Here is an 18,732-nt window from a genome sequence, read left to right on the forward strand (position 1 = left end):
AGTAATTTTCAATTAAAAAGACTAAATTAAAGTGCCTATAAACCGTCTTATTCAAACTGATTACATTAGTTTGTTTCAAGAGAAAAATCCCAGGAAGTCAGAAACCAACGTCGAATATTTTTTTCGGAGTGTTTATGATATTGGCACCAATCTCTAATAATAGAGGAATCGATATCTTCTGGAATATCATGCATGCCCCGAGAAAAATTTCCCTGTAAAAGCAATAAACATCCCAAATTGTGCAAATAAAACTCAGGATCTATAAAAATCATTGAAGTAGGATCATATAAGCAAAAATTAATAGGTTTTTTATCGTATAATACATCCTGAGCGTTGAAATTGGGACCAAACTCATCATGAAGCCCTAAATTCCCCAAGATTTTACCATCAAACCAGGTTCTGGGATATTTGCTCATGATATTTTTACCGCCCGTTGCAGTTAAAATAATATCTGCGTTAGCCACTGCTTTTTCAAGCTTATCGTGATCCTCGGGTACAATAGCCTCTATACCAAGCCTGGAAGCCAAATCACATTGATGGGATGAACTATCTACTACGGTAACCGGTACTTGATGTTCTACACAAAAATAAGCAAGTCCTCGCCCTATTTTACCAAATCCAAAGATTAGCCAATTCTTGTTTGTGGGATCGACACCTGTGAGTTTTTGAATCGCTTGGTGAGAACTTTCAGCACAGCCAAATACTGTCTCCAATTGTTTCGTCATTGTGTGATCAATGCTTATAACTGGAAAATCAAGCTCTTTGAGACTACGATAATACTGATCCCCTGAGCCCGTTAACTCTATAGCTCCCTTCAAAGGTCTTCCGAGATTCTGATAAAGCTGCCCGCCACAATCCAGATAAACATCGAACGTTTCATCTCTTAAAAGGTCAAGATTTTCAACATAAGCAATTCCAGAATTATGAAGACAAGTAATCGCATCAGGGTGTGCCTTACAGAAAGAAGCTGGATTGGTTACGGTCACTTCAGCTTTTGCAGCAACAAGAGCTGCAATTTTTAGTAGTGTATTGGGAACCAACGGCACATGATGCAATATTTTCACCCCTTCCAGTGGTTTGTTTTTGCCCCACTCATTAATCTGAAGATGCATAAATGGCGCAATTTGCGGGTGATACATTTCTAAATACTTTAATAACTCCTGGTGCATTGTTTACGTCATATGAGAAAGAATGACATTACTATAATCGAACTCATTAGCAATAACACGAATTAATAAAACATATTTTAATTTGTGGGGATTGGGCGATTAAAAATAGATTGGGCCGTATAGGATTCGAACCTATGACCCTGAGATTAAGAGTCTCCTGCTCTACCAACTGAGCTAACGGCCCACAATAAAAAACAACTTAAACATACAATTTAATAGCAACAAGTATTCTATCTGTCAACTAACCCAAAAGTCAGGATATCAAGTCCCTGCAATCAGAAACCTTATAAGAGAACATTTTTATATTTTTTACTTGGTTTTTAATGAACCAATCATCCATACCAGAATAAAATCTTTATATGGTAGTATGATTTTAATCTCAAAATAAGTTAACTCAAAAATGCTGAAACTATTTGATGCTCATTTTCATATTATTGATTATCGTTTTCCTCTAATCGCTAATCAGTCTTATCTCCCTCCTGAGTTTACTATCGAAGATTATCTCCAACGGACAAAGCCCCTGAATATTTGCGGAGGAGCCGTTGTTTCAGGTTCATTCCAAGCCTTTGACCAAACCTATCTATTAACGGCTTTATCTATTTTAGGCCCAAATTTTGTAGGGGTTACTCAATTACCTGCAACTGTAAGTGATAAAGAAATTATTCAATTAAATCAAAAAGGTATCCGTGCTGTCCGCTTCAATATCAAGCGTGGCGGCTCAGATAATATCCATCAGTTAAAATATTTTGCTCATCGTATTTATGAAATGGTCAAGTGGCATGTAGAGATTTATGTTGACTCAAAGGAGATTGGTGATTTGACTAATCTTTTATCGGAATTACCGGCTGTCAGTATTGATCATTTAGGATTATCGCATTCAGGTTTTTCTGAGTTACTCCAGCTGGTGGAACATGGCATCAAAATAAAAGCTTCAGGTTTTGGGAGAGTCGATTTTGATGTTAAAAAAGCACTACGCACCATCGCCCAAATTAATCCAGACGCCTTGTTATTTGGTACTGATTTACCCTCCACGCGTGCCCCCCGCCCTTTTCTGGATAGTGACATTCAAATAATCCAGGATCTATTTGATGAGGAGCTGACAGAAAAAATTCTTTACAGGAACGCGTGTAATTTTTACAGTAAAAATAGTTCAGAATGAGATTTACACTTTATATTCCCCTGCTTTTCTATTTCTAAGGCCTTCATCTTCTTCTGCAGGCGCATTTGTAAATATCCTCAAATTCCCTTGACTGGCAGAGGTGTAATCAAGACGGGCTTTTTGATATTGTTTACAAATTTCACGTTGAAGCTCAATCGGCATCATACCGACAGCACCATACACTTTGACATTACCGCTTGGTTTCTTTCCAGGAGGATAATTTTTAACATCAATCACTGCATCTCTTAAATCTTTAATAAATTGCTTTTCGAAACCCTCTACCAAAGTGTGCACATGCGTTAGGCATAAGTGAAAACCATCCGGATTTTGTAGCAAATTAAGCTTCCAACCCCGCTTCTCCAATTCATCAGCAATGAAATGAGCATTGCAAGTGTTACTTCTAAAACCCAGGATGGACCATTGAGGATTACCATAAACATAAATATCCTGGCTGGTTAATCCATTGCCTTCCTCCAGTAATGCCGTCAATTCTTTTTGAATAGCATTGCGTAATGTGATAATGCTTTTGGCGATTTCCTGATATTTATTTTTCCCATAGTAAGATAAAGTGGCGTAGACTTCCGCGACACGAGCTCCACTGGTTGAACCATCCAGAATTCCTGGCGTAGCATACAATCCACCAGACCAGTTTAATGCGGCATAAACCGACAAAGCAGGCGAGTCCTCACTAAAAAGACAAACGGAGGTGCCTTTGGGACAACACCCATATTTATGCAAATCGGCTGAAATGGAAGTCACTCCAGGTACTCGAAAATCCATAGGATCTGATGAGGTGTCTAAAAAAGCCGTTAAAAATCCACCCAAACAAGCATCCACATGAAAAGGAACATTTTTTTTCTTTGCCAATTTACCTAGCTCGGAGACAGGATCATGAATTCCATTCATAAACGATGGGGCCGACCCAACGATTACAGCAGTGTTTCGAGAAATATAGGAACTCATGACATTGGGATTCACCGCACCTGTTTTTTTATCGACAGGCACGGTAATTAATATTGCTCCCGTTAATTCAGCTGCTTTTTTAAATGCAGCATGTGCGGTTTCAGGCACGACAATTTCAGGATAGTCAATGCCTTTTGCCCTTGCACGAATAACATAAGCAGCCATCGCCTCAATAATGCTGGTCGTTCCCCCATGAGTTAATAATCCGTAACCTTCTTTTGAACCATGAAACAGATTTTGACACCAACGAATCACCTCCGCTTGCATTGCATTAATTCGAGGCCATTTATCGTGCAAAGGATTAGTTAGAGCGGTTGCGCCATAAACTTCTTTAAGAAGTTCAGTAAGTTCCTTGGGATGAATAGCGTATAAGGCACCTGAATCTTTACCATCCCCTCTTCCTACAAGAAATTCTTTCTCAGGACCGTCATTAGTTATGGATAAGAAATCAAAATGACATTTTTTTACATCCACATCGAATGCACTCAAAATATCTTCGGGAGAAAGCCCTTTCTCCGGTATTTCATCTCTGAGAGTCATACCTGAACGCTGAATTCTCAATTTTTCTCTCGTTGAAGAGAGTTCTTTATTGAGCTCTTTTTCAATTATCTGATTCACACCAGGTAAATTTTTTGCCAAAGAATAAGCACTATCAATAATGCGCTGTTTCATACTGGCGTTATTACGGCTACGATACCATCTGGAAATCCATGGGTCATGATATTGATTATAAAGAAAATAAAGAGCGGCTGTGCCTAATATGATTTGATGTGCCGGAGTATCTTGTAATAATTCATCTAAAGAACTGACCGCTGTTGTTAATAAATCTGAAATAAAACCGAACATTGAACATATCCTTACGAACAAAAGGATGGATAATAGTCACTTTGAATAAAAAAATAAAGATCAGCAATACGTGTCATTAAAACAAAAACGTTCTGTTATTTTGCTTGAGCCAGATGATCTCCGAATACAAAATATCATCTTCACGCATTACGCATAATCCGTCTTTATAAGCTAAACTAAGCTTATCCAATGGATCATAACTTACTACTATATTGAATATCAGGGATAGATAACAATGAGCAAAATGTTGGCATTGTTCCTTCAATTACTGGCAATCATTCTTATTCCTGTTCTGATTTCCTGTAGTTCAGAATCCAATAAGCCAGCAGGGCAAATTTTGGCGGAAGTTGATGTCGCGCTTCCATTAAAAAAGAAAATTGTAGAATGGGATGAATACACTGGACGATTTCAAGCAGTAGAGGAAGTCGATGTTCGCGCTCGGGTCACTGGTTATCTTGAGGCGATCAAGTTCAAGGATGGTCAAACGGTAAATAAAGGGGATGTTTTATTCGTTATCGATCAACGCCCCTTCAAATATGCTCTGGCAAGAGCAGAAGCTCAATACGCATTAGCCAAAGCGCAATATGAACGTGCCATAAAACTTCAAAAAGAGAAATTTATTTCCGCTGAGGTGATAGATCAACGATTTCAAGACGTACAAGTTGCTGAAACCAGAGTGCAGGAAGCAAAATTGAATCTGGAATTTACTGAAATCAAAGCCCCCATCAGTGGTAAAATAAGTCGCGATTTTGTCAGTGTGGGTAATTTAATCCGCATGAACGACACGGTCTTGACTAAAGTAGTTTCTGTTGATCCCATTTATTTCTATTTTGAAACCAGTCAAAATGATTTGCTCAAATACATACGTCTTGAACGCGCAGGAAAAAGACTTAGTTCTGAGAAAAAACCCACGCCTGTCTTAATTAAATTACCTGATGAAAAGGATTATCTTCATCAAGGGGTAGTAGATTTTTTGGATAATGTGATCGACTCAGGCACAGGAACCATTCTTGCCAGAGCACTCGTACCTAATCCTGATAACGTCATTTATCCTGGCCTGTTTGCGCGTGTAAAATTAGTTGGAAGTGGGGAATATGAAGCAATTTTACTCCCCGATAAAGCAATCAATACGGATCAAGCTCGCAAATTTGTGTATGTGGTTGATAATGAAAATAAAGTGAAGCGAGTATATGTTGAATTAGGGCCACTGCGCGAAAGTGGGTTTTACATTATTCGAAGTGGATTGAAAGGGAATGAAAAGGTTGTCATTCATGGAATTCAACGTATTCATGGCTCAAACCAGGAAGTTAAGGCTGTGATGATTGAGCTGACGGAAAATTAACCCAGTTGTGTGTTGGAATTATGTTCATTTGATAGAGTTTTAATACCGCATAAAGCATATAAGGTTTTATAGTGTAGCCGATACGAAAAGGATTTTCTGGATGAAAATAGCTCTTTTCTTTATTGATAGGCCAGTATTTGCAACAGTAATCTCCATTATCATCGTTATGGTGGGGGTATTGTCCTATTTCAACTTGCCAGTAGAACAATACCCGCAAGTGGTTCCGCCTACGATTCAGGTATACGCCTCTTATCCTGGAGCCAATGCAAAAACAGTAGCTGAAACTGTTGCAACACCGATTGAACAGGAAGTTAACGGGGTGGAAAACATGTTATATATGGATTCCCAATCCACTGATGACGGCCAAATGCGTCTGACTATTACCTTTAAGCTTGGAACAGATCTGGATCAGGCACAGGTACTGGTACAAAATAGAGTGGCTGTTGTGGAACCCAAATTACCAGAGGAAGTCCGTCGCTTAGGGATCACTACTAATAAAAACTCGCCTGATTTGATGTTGGTAGTGAATCTTTACTCCCCTAATGGCCAATATGATCAAACCTATATTGGCAATTACGCTATTTTGCATATACGAGATAAAATCAGACGAATTGAAGGTGTGGGCAATGTACTCGTATTTGGAGCCAGTGAATATGCCATGCGCATTTGGCTCAATCCCGATTTAATGAATACTTTCAACTTAACAGCAAATGATGTTTTAGCAGCTGTTCGTGCCCAAAACGTGCAAGTCGCCAGTGGTAAGCTTAATTTGCAACCCCAGAAAAACCAATACGGCTTCGAGTACCATATTGAAACCAAAGGGCGCCTGGTTAAAAAAGAAGAGTTTGAGAGTATTATTGTCAAATCAGGCGAAAATGGACGTATCGTTCGCCTGAAAGACATCGGTCGTGTCGAGTTAGGTACACAAAATTATCTGACGAAAGGTTATTTAGACAAATACCCTGCTGTAGCATTACCTATTTATCAACGCCCGGGAACTAATGCATTAGCCACAGCGCAAGAAATCATTAAGACTATGAAATCGATTGCCAAAGATTTCCCCCCCGGGATTACCTATGACATTGCCTATAACCCCACTTTATTTGTTCAACAATCAATTGATGCTGTATTCCATACTATTTATGAAGCGATTGCTCTCGTTGTACTCGTTATTTTAATTTTTCTACAGACCTGGAGAGCCTCTGTCATTCCTATAGTAGCTATTCCTGTATCATTGATAGGAACTTTTGCCGTGATGCAGGCTATTGGATTTTCATTGAATTACTTAACTTTATTTGGTTTGGTTCTTGCCATTGGTATTGTGGTTGATGATGCCATTGTCGTTGTTGAAAATATGGAACGTAATATCCAGGCAGGCATGAATCCCCGTGACGCAGCCAGAAAAACCATGACAGAAGTAGGATCAGCATTGGTCGCGATGGGTCTGGTATTAATTGCCGTATTTTTACCTACCGTTTTTCTGGAAGGAATTTCCGGGCGATTTTATCAACAATTCGGTACAACGCTTGCAGTCGCGACTGCAATTTCTGTTTTTGTCTCGTTAACCCTGACTCCAACCATGGCGGTGTTATTGCTGCGTGCTCATCACGAAACATTACAACAAGAAGAGTTAGCCTGGTGGAAAAAGCCAGTATATGGATTTTTGCATGGATTTAACCGACTAATGGAAGGATTTTCCCGGCAATATGGGAAATTGGTTGCCAACATCACACGTAAAACGGCGTTAATGATTATTGTTTATGGTATTTTTATTTCCATCACATTACTTCTATTTGTTTACGTGCCGCGCGGCTTTATCCCAAGACAAGACCAGGGCTATTTTATTGTTGCAGTTCAATTGCCAGCAGGTGCTTCTTTGAGCCGTACTGATGCAGTCATCAACAAAGCAGTCAACAAAATATTGGCCATTCCTGGTATTGCTCATACCGTTAGTTTTACAGGCTTTTCTGGTGCCACATTTACTAACTCCTCTAATGCCGGAGCAATTTTTACTCCTCTATTGTCATTTGAAGAGAGACAACGCATGGGGATAAATTATAATGACATTCTTAAGCGTTTAAGACAGGAGTTAAGTACAATTAAAGAAGCCCTCATCGTGGTTATTCCTCCTCCACCAGTCCGCGGTATTGGAAATGCAGGTGGTTTTAAAATGATGCTTCAAGACAGAGGCGGCCGAGGCCTTGATGTATTAATGGAAGCAGCAGCAACAATGGTCAATGCGGCCAATCAGGAAAAAGCCACCACATCAGTATTCACTTTTTTTGAAAATTCAACGCCAAGACTTCACTTGAAACTGGACAGAGAAAAGGTGGAGCGGCTTAACGTGCCTTATGCGAATGTTGTTGAAGCACTGGAGGTTTACCTGGGTTCTGTTTTTATTAACGAATTCAACTATCTGGGACGTACTTTTCGGGTTATTGCGCAAGCTGATTCAGAATATCGCCATACTGAAGACGATATTTTACGAATCAAAGTCAAAAGCAACAACGGAGACATGGTGCCTATAGGCTCAGTTGCACAAATAGAAAATACCGTTGCTCCTTCGCGTATGCCTCGTTTCAATCTGTATCCTGCTATTGATTTGCAAGGTGACGTTTCCCCCGGATACAGTTCTGATGAAGCATTGGCCACAATGGAAAAACTGGCTCAGAACAATCTTCCAGACGGTATTGGTTATGAGTGGACAGAAATAGCCTATCAACAGAAAATGGTAGGTAATACTGCGGCAATCGCCTTTACTCTGGGTGTTATTTTCATTTTCCTTGTCCTTGCCGCTCAATATGAAAGCTGGTCTTTACCTTTAGCTGTCATATTAATTGTACCAATGTGTCTCTTTTCCTCCATGCTGGGAGTTAAAATTTTGGGTATGGAAAATAATATTATGACCCAGATTGGTTTTCTGGTACTGATTGGACTTGCATCGAAAAATGCCATTCTGATTGTGGAGTTTGCCAGACAACTTGAAAACCGGGGTTATAATCTCTGGAAAGCTGCCATCCAGGCGGCGAAACTTCGTCTGCGCCCAATTCTGATGACATCATTTGCATTTATTCTCGGTGTTTTTCCTTTGATTATCGCAACAGGAGCCGGAGCTGAAATGCGACGGGCACTGGGTGTCGCTGTATTTAGCGGTATGTTAGGAGTCACCTTTTTTGGCTTGGTGTTTACACCATTATTTTATGTTTTGATTAGTCGCTTGAGCAAGTATAAAAAGAGATTGACCAAGTCTTAAAACTAAATAGTCTTTTAGAAATCTGTCTTTTAAAAATCAATAAGTTTTTTATAAATAGACTATAGTTTAAAAATAGAGACTGTATTCTTTAGAAATTATTCTTATGAGGATATATGACTTCTTCAACTTCTGGAAAAAGTAATCAACAAAAGAATCTTTTCTCAACTTATTCTTCTGATTTACCTGCTCGACACGAAGACTTGTTTAATCTGTCATCTTACCCGGTTCTTGATGTAGAGGAGGCTATTAAATTTACATTAACTAAAGAAAATCTTGCCGAGATGCTTCATACAATGCTCAATCACTCATTACCAGATGAAGTAGATCAAATGATAGAATTTCATGACTTGGGAGATTGGGAAAAAACCCAAGACATAGCCCATAAAATTAAAGGCGGATGCGTTTATGTAGGAGCAGTGCAAATAAAAATGGCTTGTCAATATTTTGAATACTATTGGAAATCAGGTGATACTGACTTGTTAGAAGCATTATATCAACAACTTCTCAATACAATTGAAGAAAATGTCCGTTATATAAAAACCTGGCTGGACAATCAAAAATAAAATGAAAAACTATCTACACAATAGAGAACTGAAATAAAAAAACTATGATTCAATTTTCTTCTTTAGAGGAGGCAATTCATTATGCATTCCTATGTATTACCAATTACTAAACCCAGGCTAATTGTTTTGCTAATCCTTCTGAGACAAAAGAATGCATGGAACTCTCCTTTTGAACGACTCAATCTTTCCTCAGTTTACTCTAATTTTGTGTATTTTTTGAACCAAAGAAACCTTTTTTGAAAAACTGCTATATAATTTCACCAAATTATGTGTTTTATTTTAATTAAGGCCTCGAAAGTATGGAATTAAAAAAGCAAGATTTTAATTATACGGTAATTGACCTTTTTGAAGCACAAGTCAAAAAAAATCCAGAATTTCTTGCTCTTAAAGACAAGACAACTGCGTATAGCTACCTCGCATTAAATGAAAAAGCAAATCAATTTGCTCGAAGTTTGAAAAAAAAATCGGTTAATGAAGGCGATTTTGTTGCCATTTTATTAGATCCAGGCGTTGAATTTTTTATTTGTATCCTTGCTATCATAAAACTTGGTGCCATTTATGTACCACTCGACACCCTTGCCCCACCAACACGTTTGCAGGAAATCGTTAAAGACGCCAATCCAGGAGTTGTGATTACCCATGATGAATACCAACCTCTCCTCGAAGGAGTTGATACTGAAATCTATCTGATCAAACAACTCCATTTGGAATCATTAAGCCAATCAAAGAAAAATATTAAAAACACGATCATACCAACATCCCCTTTGTATATGATTTATACTTCAGGATCCACCGGCAAACCCAAAGGGGTGGTTGTTCCTAACAGAGCAGTGGTAAATCTTGCCATAATTGATAATATCATCGCGATACAGAAAGGCGAAAAAACAGGTCAATTCTGCAACCTGGCTTTCGATGGCAGTGTATTCGAAACATGGGTTGCTCTTTTAAACGGCGCAGCATTGCACATTATCCCCAATGAAGCCAGGAGAAACCATAATCAATTAAAAAAGATTATTAAAGAATTCCAAATCAAGTACTTACTGATTCCAACCGGCTACTTCCATCAGCTGATGAAATCATTTCCAGAAACCTTAGATCTTTTACATACTATTTCCTTTGGCGGTGAGCAAGTGAATGCTCACCTATTGAAAAATTTTATTGATTATAGAAAAAAGGCAGATATCCCCACAAAACTGGTTAACGTATATGGCCCAACAGAGGCTACCGTTTTCTCAAGCTGCAATATTATCTATAGCGAAAAAGAATATACAGATGAACAACTTGCTAGTATAGGATTTAAAACGGCCAACACAAAAACCTATATTCTTGATGAAAATCGCTGTCGTACAGAGGAAGGAGAACTTTGGGTCAGTGGGGTACACTTGGCTCTGCATTACCATAACAGCCCGGAGCAAACAAAAGAAAAATTTGTTAAGAACCCTTTTTCACGAAACGAACTCTATTCAAGAATGTATAGAACCGGCGATAAAGTCCGTCAGTTAACTTCTGGTGAATTGTTATACTTGGGTCGCGTTGATGATCAGGTAAAAATTGGCGGCTTCAGGATCCATTTAACTGAAGTCGAACAAGAACTCATGAATCATGAGGCCATAAGTCTTGCTGCTGTAAACGTAGAAATCGGTGGTGGAGCACACAAATTTCTTACTGCATACCTGGTCTTTAAATCAAAGGACATCATTGTTGATGCCGATGAAATTAGAAATTTTCTGAGCCGAAAACTACCACCTTATATGTTACCTGCCAAATACGTCATGGTAGAAAAGTTACCTCTAACTGCCGTGGGTAAAATTGATAAAGCCAAATTAGATAAAATAGCTCATACCGATTTATCATTTCATATTGACACATCATCATCAAACCCTATTGAAGAAACAATAAAAAATATCTGGCGACACCTTTTAAACCGCTCAAGTATTGAGCCTCACAAAAATCTCTTCGAATTAGGAGCAAATTCATTACTCATTACGGAAGCATGCGCTCAAATTAACAAGGAACTAGAGTGTGATTTACAGATAGTTGACATGCTGACCCACCCGACCATCCACAAATTAAGTCGTTTTCTTGAAGGTGATTTGGATAAAAATCTCACACGAAAAATAAAAAAAACGCCTTCACAGAACATTGCAATTGTTGGTATGAGTTGTCGCTTTCCCAAGGCTCGAAATATAGATGAATTCTGGCATAATTTGTGTCAAGGGAAAGATTGTCTTACTCATTTTGACGAAAATACTATCCCCACCTATCTTATGGCTAATGAAGACTATGTGCCTGTAAAAGGAATCTTGGAAAATAGCGATCATTTTGACGCTCACTTTTTTGGCTTCAGCCCCATTGATGCCAAAATTACTGACCCGCAACATCGTATCTTTCTTGAGTGTGCATGGGAAGCTCTTGAACATGCCGGTATTGCCCCAAGCAAACTGGACTCTAAAATCATCAGTGTCTTCTCGGGAATGACCGATAGCACATATCTCAATCAAAATTTACTTAAAAGCCAATGGTTTTGTAATGAGTTTGATCAATTTCAGCAAAGAATAGCTACAAGTATGGGAATGCTTAGCACCCAAACTTCCTATCGGCTCAATTTCAAAGGGCGTAGTGTTAATATTAATACCGCTTGCTCTACAGGTTTGGCTACAGTAGATCATGCCTGTCAAGACTTAATACTGGGACAAAGTGACATTGCACTGGCTGGTGCAAGCTCTATAGTCGTTCCTGAAACACAGGGATACTTTTTTCAAAATGGCAGTATTGTCTCACCCGACGGATACTGCAGACCTTTTTCATCTGAAGCAAACGGTACTGTTTTTTCCAATGGCGTTGGTGTCATTGTTCTAAAACGGTTAGAAGATGCAATAAAGAATCACGATACAATCTATGCCATCATCAAGGGGAGAGGAGTAAATAACGATGGAATAGACAAGTTGGGTTTCACTGCACCGAGTATGAGCGGCCAGATCTCATGCATTCGGGATGCGCTTCAACAAGCCCAGATTAGTGCAGAGGAAATCAATTTTCTTGAAGCACACGGAACAGCAACCGCATTGGGTGATGTGATTGAAATAAAGGCATTAACCTCTGTCTATCGAGAACAAACTGATAAAACCGAGTTTTGTGCTTTAGGCTCGGTTAAAGCAAATATTGGGCATACTGATGTAACAGCAGGTATTGCTGGTATTATTAAAACAGCTCTCTGCCTTTATCATAAGAAAATTCCACCTCTTATTCATTATAAAAAACCAAATCCCGATTTGGCACTGCCCGAAAGTCCCTTTTTTATCAATACAGAAACCTTGGATTGGAACACTTCTTCAAAACGCTATGCCGCAGTAAGCTCTTTTGGAATAGGTGGCACTAACACTCACATGATTTTATCAGAACATGAACATGAGGAAAAAGTGACTTCTGTTTCCCCCTTACAAGAGGAATTAATACTTCTTTCAGCAAAAACAGAAAAAGCATTACAGCAAAGTACTTACAGTCTCAAGAACTACTTAAAAAAATTTGATGACTCCCATCTTGGGAATATAGCCTATACGCTCCAAAGAGGCAGAGAAGATTTTCAATGGCGTCAATTTGCTGTTGGTAAAACAGTAGAAGAGATAAGCATCGAATTAAAAAAGAAAAACCCTTTATTTTTTAATGAAGAGATTCATCACAGCATTACATTTATGTTTAGTGGACAGGGAATGCAATATCCTCAAATGGCTATGGAATTATTTGAAACAATTCCACTTTTTGCAAAATACATGACATTAGGATCAAGGATTGCGCAAACTTATTTACATTGTGATTTGCTTTCTATTCTCCGTGAACCCAGCTCAAAAAAACTCAAAGAAACACAATACGCTCAAACTGCTCTATTTATTGTGGAATATGCTTTGGCAAAGGTCCTTATAGAGTGCGGTGTAATACCAGAGATGCTAATCGGTCATAGCATTGGTGAATATGTTGCAGCCTGCCTTGCTGAGGTTTTTTCTTTTGAAGATGGAATCGCTTTGGTGTGTGAGCGAGGGCTATTAATGTCAAAGGCACCAAAAGGTGCCATGCTGTCTCTCGAAGCAACACGAGATCAACTGGATGGCTTTCTGAAAATGGTTGATATTGATATTGCTTTACATAATGCCACCAATCATTTTGTTTTATCAGGCAGTGAACCTGAGATTGAGAAATTAGAAAATTACCTGACTACTCATAAAAAACCATTTCAAAAATTGAAAGTAAACCACGCGTTCCATAGCCGTTTTATGGAGTCCATTGAAATACCTTTTAAAGAGATGTTTACTAACATAAAACTTTCGGCACCCCAAATACCGGTTATTTCCAATGTAACTGGAGATTGGCTCTCGGCAAGTGAAGCGATTAATCCGGACTATTGGTATAGACACCTGCGTGAAACTGTGCGATTTTGCCGGGGAATCAATCGCATACTGCAAGATAAACACCCTATTTTTGTCGAAGTAGGTCCTGGACAAAGCTTATATGGATTTGTGAAAGAAATATCACATAAAAAGGCAAATGCTCTTTTTACACTCCCTGGTTATCAAAAGAATACATCTGACAGGTTTCAGTTGCTCACAGCATGCGGTGAACTATGGGCAAAAGGGGTCAACATTCGTTTAGAACCTCTGGTAGAAACGGATAATCGAAGACTTATTCCCTTACCTACTTACCCTTTTCAAAGACAACGATACTGGGTCGAGCCGGATAAAAAAACCATTGCCGTCAATGAAACCAGCTCTTTTTATAAACCTGTATGGTCTCATGAAAAAATAGCTCTTGTCCTTCCTGCTAATCTTAAAAATTTTGACTATGTCATTTTCAAAGATAAAACAGGAATAGGTCAGAATATAATTAATATACTAAAAAACCATGACATCGAGCCCATTGTTATTGAGCCAAGTCAGGAATTCAGGCAATTATCAAAAACTCATATCAATATCAATCCAGGAGAAAAATCGGATTACAATCAATTAGTTTCATTGCTAAAAAATACCCTGCGCAACCCAATTATTTTTCATTGCTTTTCATGTGATGGTTCTGAAGAAGGCTTTCTTGATTCACAGCAAATTGAAAATGGGTTAAATCTTGGGTTTTATAGTCTCCTCTATCTGACTCAGGCATTTTTAAATGATTTGGGAACCAATATGCCAATTTACTTGGCAATCATTACCACAGGCACACAACATGTTATTGGCGCTGAGAAAATATCTCCAATTAATGCCACCCTGGTTGGAGCTTCGCGCGTCATCCCACTGGAACATCATAATATTTCATGTGCGTTGTTCGACATTCATTTATATGAAACAACCCAAAATATTACTAATGCTGTTATCGACATTGTCAATTCTTCGATACAAGTATTAAAAGATCTCCCCTGCCAGTTAACTGCCTATAGAAATGGTTATCGCTGGGAACTCTCTTATTCCTCAAATCACAGCAAAACTGTTTTACAACGTTTAACAGATAATGGTATCTATTTAGTAACAGGAGGCTTCGGGGGGATTGGGCTATCACTGTGCCATAGCATCTTGAAAAATACGAAACACCCAACATTCATTCTTTGCTCCAGAAAGCCTGTAATCGATGAATCAGACTGGGAAAAAATAGCAACAGATACTACTCATCCCTATCACCATAAGGCATTACAACTACAAAAATTAAAAAAAAATGGAGCAACTGTTGTTTGTTATCAAGCCAATATTGGAAATGATAAAGATGTCGATCGTTTAATCACATTTTGTAAATCCAGATTTAAAACAATCAACGGTCTCATTCATGCCGCAGGAGTTGCCGGTGGCGGTTTGTTACAACTGAAAACAAAAGAAAGTGCCGATAATATTTTGTTACCGAAAATTCATGGTACCTATTGTCTGGCAAAAGCATTACGTCAATTCAATCTTGATTTCGTTGTTTTCATGTCATCAATCGCATCGATTACAGGAGAGAGAGGACAAATTGATTATTGTGCGGCAAATGCCTGCCTCGATGCTTTTGCAAACAGCAATCTATTTCATACACAATGTTTGCTTAGTATAAACTGGAACACCTGGTGTGATTTAGGAATGAGTGTAGAAACCCAAAGGCCGGAAGATATCGATTTTTTTGCTCGGGGAAATACTATCAATCCATTACAAGGACAAGAATTATTTTTGAAAGCACTCTCTAACCCTTGCTCCAATCTCATTGTCTCGAACTATAGTATTGAAGACTATTCCAGATTGATACTGGATAATAATCCTGTTGATACTGAAGAACATAAAGTCTCTCGCGACACGTTTAGCATCAATCACGAATTTTGTGCTCCACAGGGAAGCATTGAAAAACGTCTTGCAAAATTATGGCAAGACAATCTTCATATTGTCGAAATTGGTAGAAACGATGATTTTTTTGCTTTAGGAGGCCATTCGCTAAAAGCATTAAATCTCATCGAGAACATTAATTCTATTCTAGGAGCCAATTTATCTATTCAACATTTATATCAAGCGCCAACTATTGCCAAGCTTGCTGAAATAATTAGTTCAAACAACTCTGAGAATCAGATTGATATTGTAATACCCCTGAAAAAGACGAGTTCAAAGCAACACCCTTTTTTCTTCTGTCATCCTGCAAGTGGCATGATTTATTGTTTTGATCATTTTACATCCTCCTGGGACTACCCGATCTCTTTATATGGTCTTCAAGATCCCAGCATTTCTTCAGGAAAATTAATTTTTGAGAGTATTTCTTCCATGGCAAAGGCGTATACCCAAGCCATAAAGAAAATACAACCACATGGTCCCTACTATTTGGTAGGATATTCCTTTGGAGGAAGCTTGATGCATGAGGTAGCTCATCTCCTCACTCAACAAAATGAGCGCATCGGATTACTTGCCATGATTGAAAGCTGGTGCACTTTTTCAAGTAAGCAAAAATCCAAAAATCATTTCATTGAGGCCTATCTATCAAAAGAATTGCAGGCTAACAGAAATTTAGCCAATTTGGCATGGGAAAGAATGGAATTACTACTCAATCATAAGCCAACCAAAATCAAGCAGGACATGGTGCTATTTAAAGCAACCGATTTAAATCAAGACTATTTAGATGTCAATGATCCAATGAATGGATGGGGACAATATAACTCAGGGCAAATTATCTGCCATACTATTAAGGCGAATCACGATACAATCATTCGTGAGGCATATCAATTTATTGCACAAAAGTTAATTGAGTACAGGGACATTGAATGAGATCACAAACCATTCGTTTGACTCAAAATGATTTTCCCATTTTTGGAAAAGCATTTTCATTAGTTAACATTTCATTTCTCGTAATCAACGAGAATATGGAATTGGAATATCTCAATGATACTGCAAAGAAAAAGCTTAAAATTAATTGGAGCTCAACCGATAGACAATCTTTTTTCCAATTATGGGAATTAGCCAATCTAACTCCAATCCTGAATAAAAAAGGCAATCTTATTCCTAACAGAGTGTTGCAAGTGGGGAATTATTCTCTCCAATGGCAAAAAACAGTCGCAATAGTCAACGAAAAACATTACATTTTGTTAATGGACAAAGATGTTGCAACAACCTCACATCTTTTCGAAGAAATCGGGACAGCTATCTATGGTCAAATTGGATACGCACCTAAAAACAAAATTTCTGTCAAAGAATATATTCAAGAAATAACCAATTATTACACCTCCGTTATCGATAAAATTCCTTGTTATGTTTACTGGAAAAACACCCGTTTTGAATACTTGGGATGCAATGAAATGGCGGCACAGTTTTTCAGCTTTAAATCGACATCAGACATTATTGGAAAAAATGATTTTGATCTTTTTCAAGATCATGATTTCGCTAAAAATTATCAAGATCAGGATAAGCAAGTATTTTCAACTGGTGAACCTATTTTAAAAATGCCATCCGATCTCAAAGACCGCGATGGAACTGTTACTAATACCTTAGTCAGCAAAGTACCCATAACTAACTTATCGGGAAACATAATTGGGCTTGTTGGAATTACTGTTGATGTGACTGAGTTGACAAAAGCCAAAGAAGCCGCTGAAGCAGCCAACCAGGCCAAAACGGCATTTATTGCCAATATGAGCCATGATATTCGTACACCACTTACTGGGGTTATTGGAATGTCTGAATTGTTAGAAAACACAGTGAAAGACCCAGAACAAAAGGAAGAAGCGCACATGCTTCACGATAGCGGTGAAGAACTATTAAATATGTTAAACGACATTCTGGATGATGTTCATGCTGGGTTTATGGATAAAGAAGATATCCGCATAGAGACTTTTGATTTGTATCAATGCATTGAAGATCTGGTGAAACTCGAACGTCCTACTACAGTGATGAAGCATTTGGAATTAATTGTGCATATTGATAAATCTGTACCTCGTTATATCCAGAGTGATCGTAAAAAAATTCATAGGGTTCTTTTAAATTTATTGGGCAATGCGATTAAATTCACCCCTAAAGGTCAGATTACGATTCAAGTAGCATGCATTGAAGCTTCCGGAAACAATATTCATTTACAATTTAAAGTCAGCGATACAGGGATAGGTATTCCAACCAATCTTCAAGAAAAAGTATTTGAGCGTTTTTTCCGAATCAGCCCATCTTATAAAGGGATTTATAAAGGACATGGCCTTGGCTTACATATCGCACAATCGTATGTCAACTTATTAGGCGGCCATATTGCTTTAATAAGCGAAGAAGGAAAAGGAACCACTTTTTATTTCGATATTCCATGCCAAACAGGCATGCAGAAAAAAATAACAATCAATAAGTCAACAAACAGTTCAAAAAAGACAGATTCCTTAATCTCCACCTCATCCAACTCCCGATTAACTCCTAAATTGTCATCAAAAGCCGAAGAAAATTCTCCATACGTATTATTAGTGGAAGACAACAGCATTGCCTTGAAAGTGCTCGAGCTTATTTTATCAAATGAAGGTTATCGCTTTAAATCCGCTTCTAATGGAGAAGAAGCATTGGTATTAATTCAATCCGAGTCTTTTGATCTTGTCATTACAGATCTTGGCCTTCCTGGAATATCTGGTTGTGAACTTTCTGTTAAAATTCGTGAATGGGAAAAAAAGCATTCCAAAAAGCTTCTTCCTATTATTGGATTGACTGGACATACTAAAGATTCCTCTGAAAAAGGATGCCTGGAATCTGGTATGAACAATGTGTTCACCAAACCTGTGACTCCAGAGCTAATTCACAATATAATCAATCAATATGTATTAGGAGAAAAATAAAAACTTGGTTAATTTAAAATTCACTTGATCCATATAATAATAATCAACCTACCCCTTGAACCCTTCTAATAACGCATTAACTAAAGACACATCAGGCAAATCACAATTACAATTTTCACTACTCTAAATATGTATAATAAAATTACATTTGGGTCTAATT

The 18,732-nt window shown here is 38.1% G+C and carries 8 protein-coding genes and 1 tRNA gene; 6 read left to right on the forward strand and 3 right to left on the reverse strand.

The features are described from left to right. Window positions 1–65: 65 nt before the first annotated feature. The gene (locus EL201_RS10890; RefSeq protein ID WP_027222279.1) at window positions 66–1,169 is read right to left on the reverse strand and encodes an NAD-binding protein; all 1,104 of its coding nucleotides are present in this window, start codon (window positions 1,167–1,169) and stop codon (window positions 66–68) included. Window positions 1,170–1,280: 111 nt separating this feature from the next. After that, window positions 1,281–1,353, reverse strand: a tRNA-Lys gene (locus EL201_RS10895). 216 nt (window positions 1,354–1,569) lie between these two features. Here EL201_RS10895 and EL201_RS10900 point away from each other — a divergent pair. After that, complete coding sequence (locus EL201_RS10900; protein ID WP_027222280.1) at window positions 1,570–2,328, forward strand: amidohydrolase family protein; 759 nt, start codon at window positions 1,570–1,572, stop codon at window positions 2,326–2,328. A 3-nt stretch (window positions 2,329–2,331) separates the two neighbouring features. On the opposite strand, the gene legS2 is transcribed toward EL201_RS10900, so the two are convergent. Next, window positions 2,332–4,158 carry a Dot/Icm T4SS effector sphingosine 1-phosphate lyase LegS2 gene (legS2, locus tag EL201_RS10905; RefSeq protein ID WP_080273065.1) on the reverse strand — a complete coding sequence of 609 codons (1,827 nt, stop codon included), beginning with the start codon at window positions 4,156–4,158 and terminating at the stop codon, window positions 2,332–2,334. A 214-nt stretch (window positions 4,159–4,372) separates the two neighbouring features. Between legS2 and EL201_RS10910 the strand changes: the two genes are divergently transcribed. The 5 genes from EL201_RS10910 (at window position 4,373) to EL201_RS10930 (ending at window position 18,572) form a co-directional block, all read left to right on the forward strand. Beyond that, window positions 4,373–5,479: an efflux RND transporter periplasmic adaptor subunit gene (locus EL201_RS10910; protein ID WP_027222282.1), complete on the forward strand. Its 1,107-nt coding sequence runs from the start codon at window positions 4,373–4,375 to the stop codon at window positions 5,477–5,479. A gap of 100 nt (window positions 5,480–5,579) precedes the next feature. Next, entirely contained in the window at window positions 5,580–8,732 is a 3,153-nt protein-coding gene (locus EL201_RS10915; RefSeq protein ID WP_027222283.1) for an efflux RND transporter permease subunit, read from the forward strand. Between the two features lie 113 nt (window positions 8,733–8,845). Continuing rightward, entirely contained in the window at window positions 8,846–9,295 is a 450-nt protein-coding gene (locus EL201_RS10920; RefSeq protein ID WP_027222284.1) for an Hpt domain-containing protein, read from the forward strand. Window positions 9,296–9,594: 299 nt separating this feature from the next. Next, window positions 9,595–16,545, forward strand: a complete 6,951-nt coding sequence (locus EL201_RS10925) for a type I polyketide synthase (protein WP_027222285.1) — start codon at window positions 9,595–9,597, stop codon at window positions 16,543–16,545. After that, entirely contained in the window at window positions 16,542–18,572 is a 2,031-nt protein-coding gene (locus EL201_RS10930; RefSeq protein WP_027222286.1) for a PAS domain-containing hybrid sensor histidine kinase/response regulator, read from the forward strand. Before EL201_RS10925 ends, EL201_RS10930 begins: the two co-directional genes overlap by 4 nt. Window positions 18,573–18,732: the final 160 nt, after the last annotated feature.

The sequence above is a fragment of the Legionella pneumophila subsp. pascullei genome, from assembly GCF_900637585.1.
Classification (GTDB): Bacteria; Pseudomonadota; Gammaproteobacteria; order Legionellales; family Legionellaceae; genus Legionella; species Legionella pascullei.

Excerpts from the sequence above, each read along its gene's own strand:
- EL201_RS10915 (WP_027222283.1), top strand. The coding sequence starts at position 5,580 with ATGAAAATAGCTCTTTTCTTTATTGATAGGCCAGTATTTGCAACAGTA.
- EL201_RS10900 (WP_027222280.1), top strand. The coding sequence starts at position 1,570 with ATGCTGAAACTATTTGATGCTCATTTTCATATTATTGATTATCGTTTT.
- EL201_RS10925 (WP_027222285.1), top strand. The coding sequence starts at position 9,595 with ATGGAATTAAAAAAGCAAGATTTTAATTATACGGTAATTGACCTTTTT.
- EL201_RS10930 (WP_027222286.1), top strand. The coding sequence starts at position 16,542 with ATGAGATCACAAACCATTCGTTTGACTCAAAATGATTTTCCCATTTTT.
- EL201_RS10910 (WP_027222282.1), top strand. The coding sequence starts at position 4,373 with ATGAGCAAAATGTTGGCATTGTTCCTTCAATTACTGGCAATCATTCTT.
- EL201_RS10920 (WP_027222284.1), top strand. The coding sequence starts at position 8,846 with ATGACTTCTTCAACTTCTGGAAAAAGTAATCAACAAAAGAATCTTTTC.
- EL201_RS10890 (WP_027222279.1), bottom strand. The coding sequence starts at position 1,169 with ATGCACCAGGAGTTATTAAAGTATTTAGAAATGTATCACCCGCAAATT.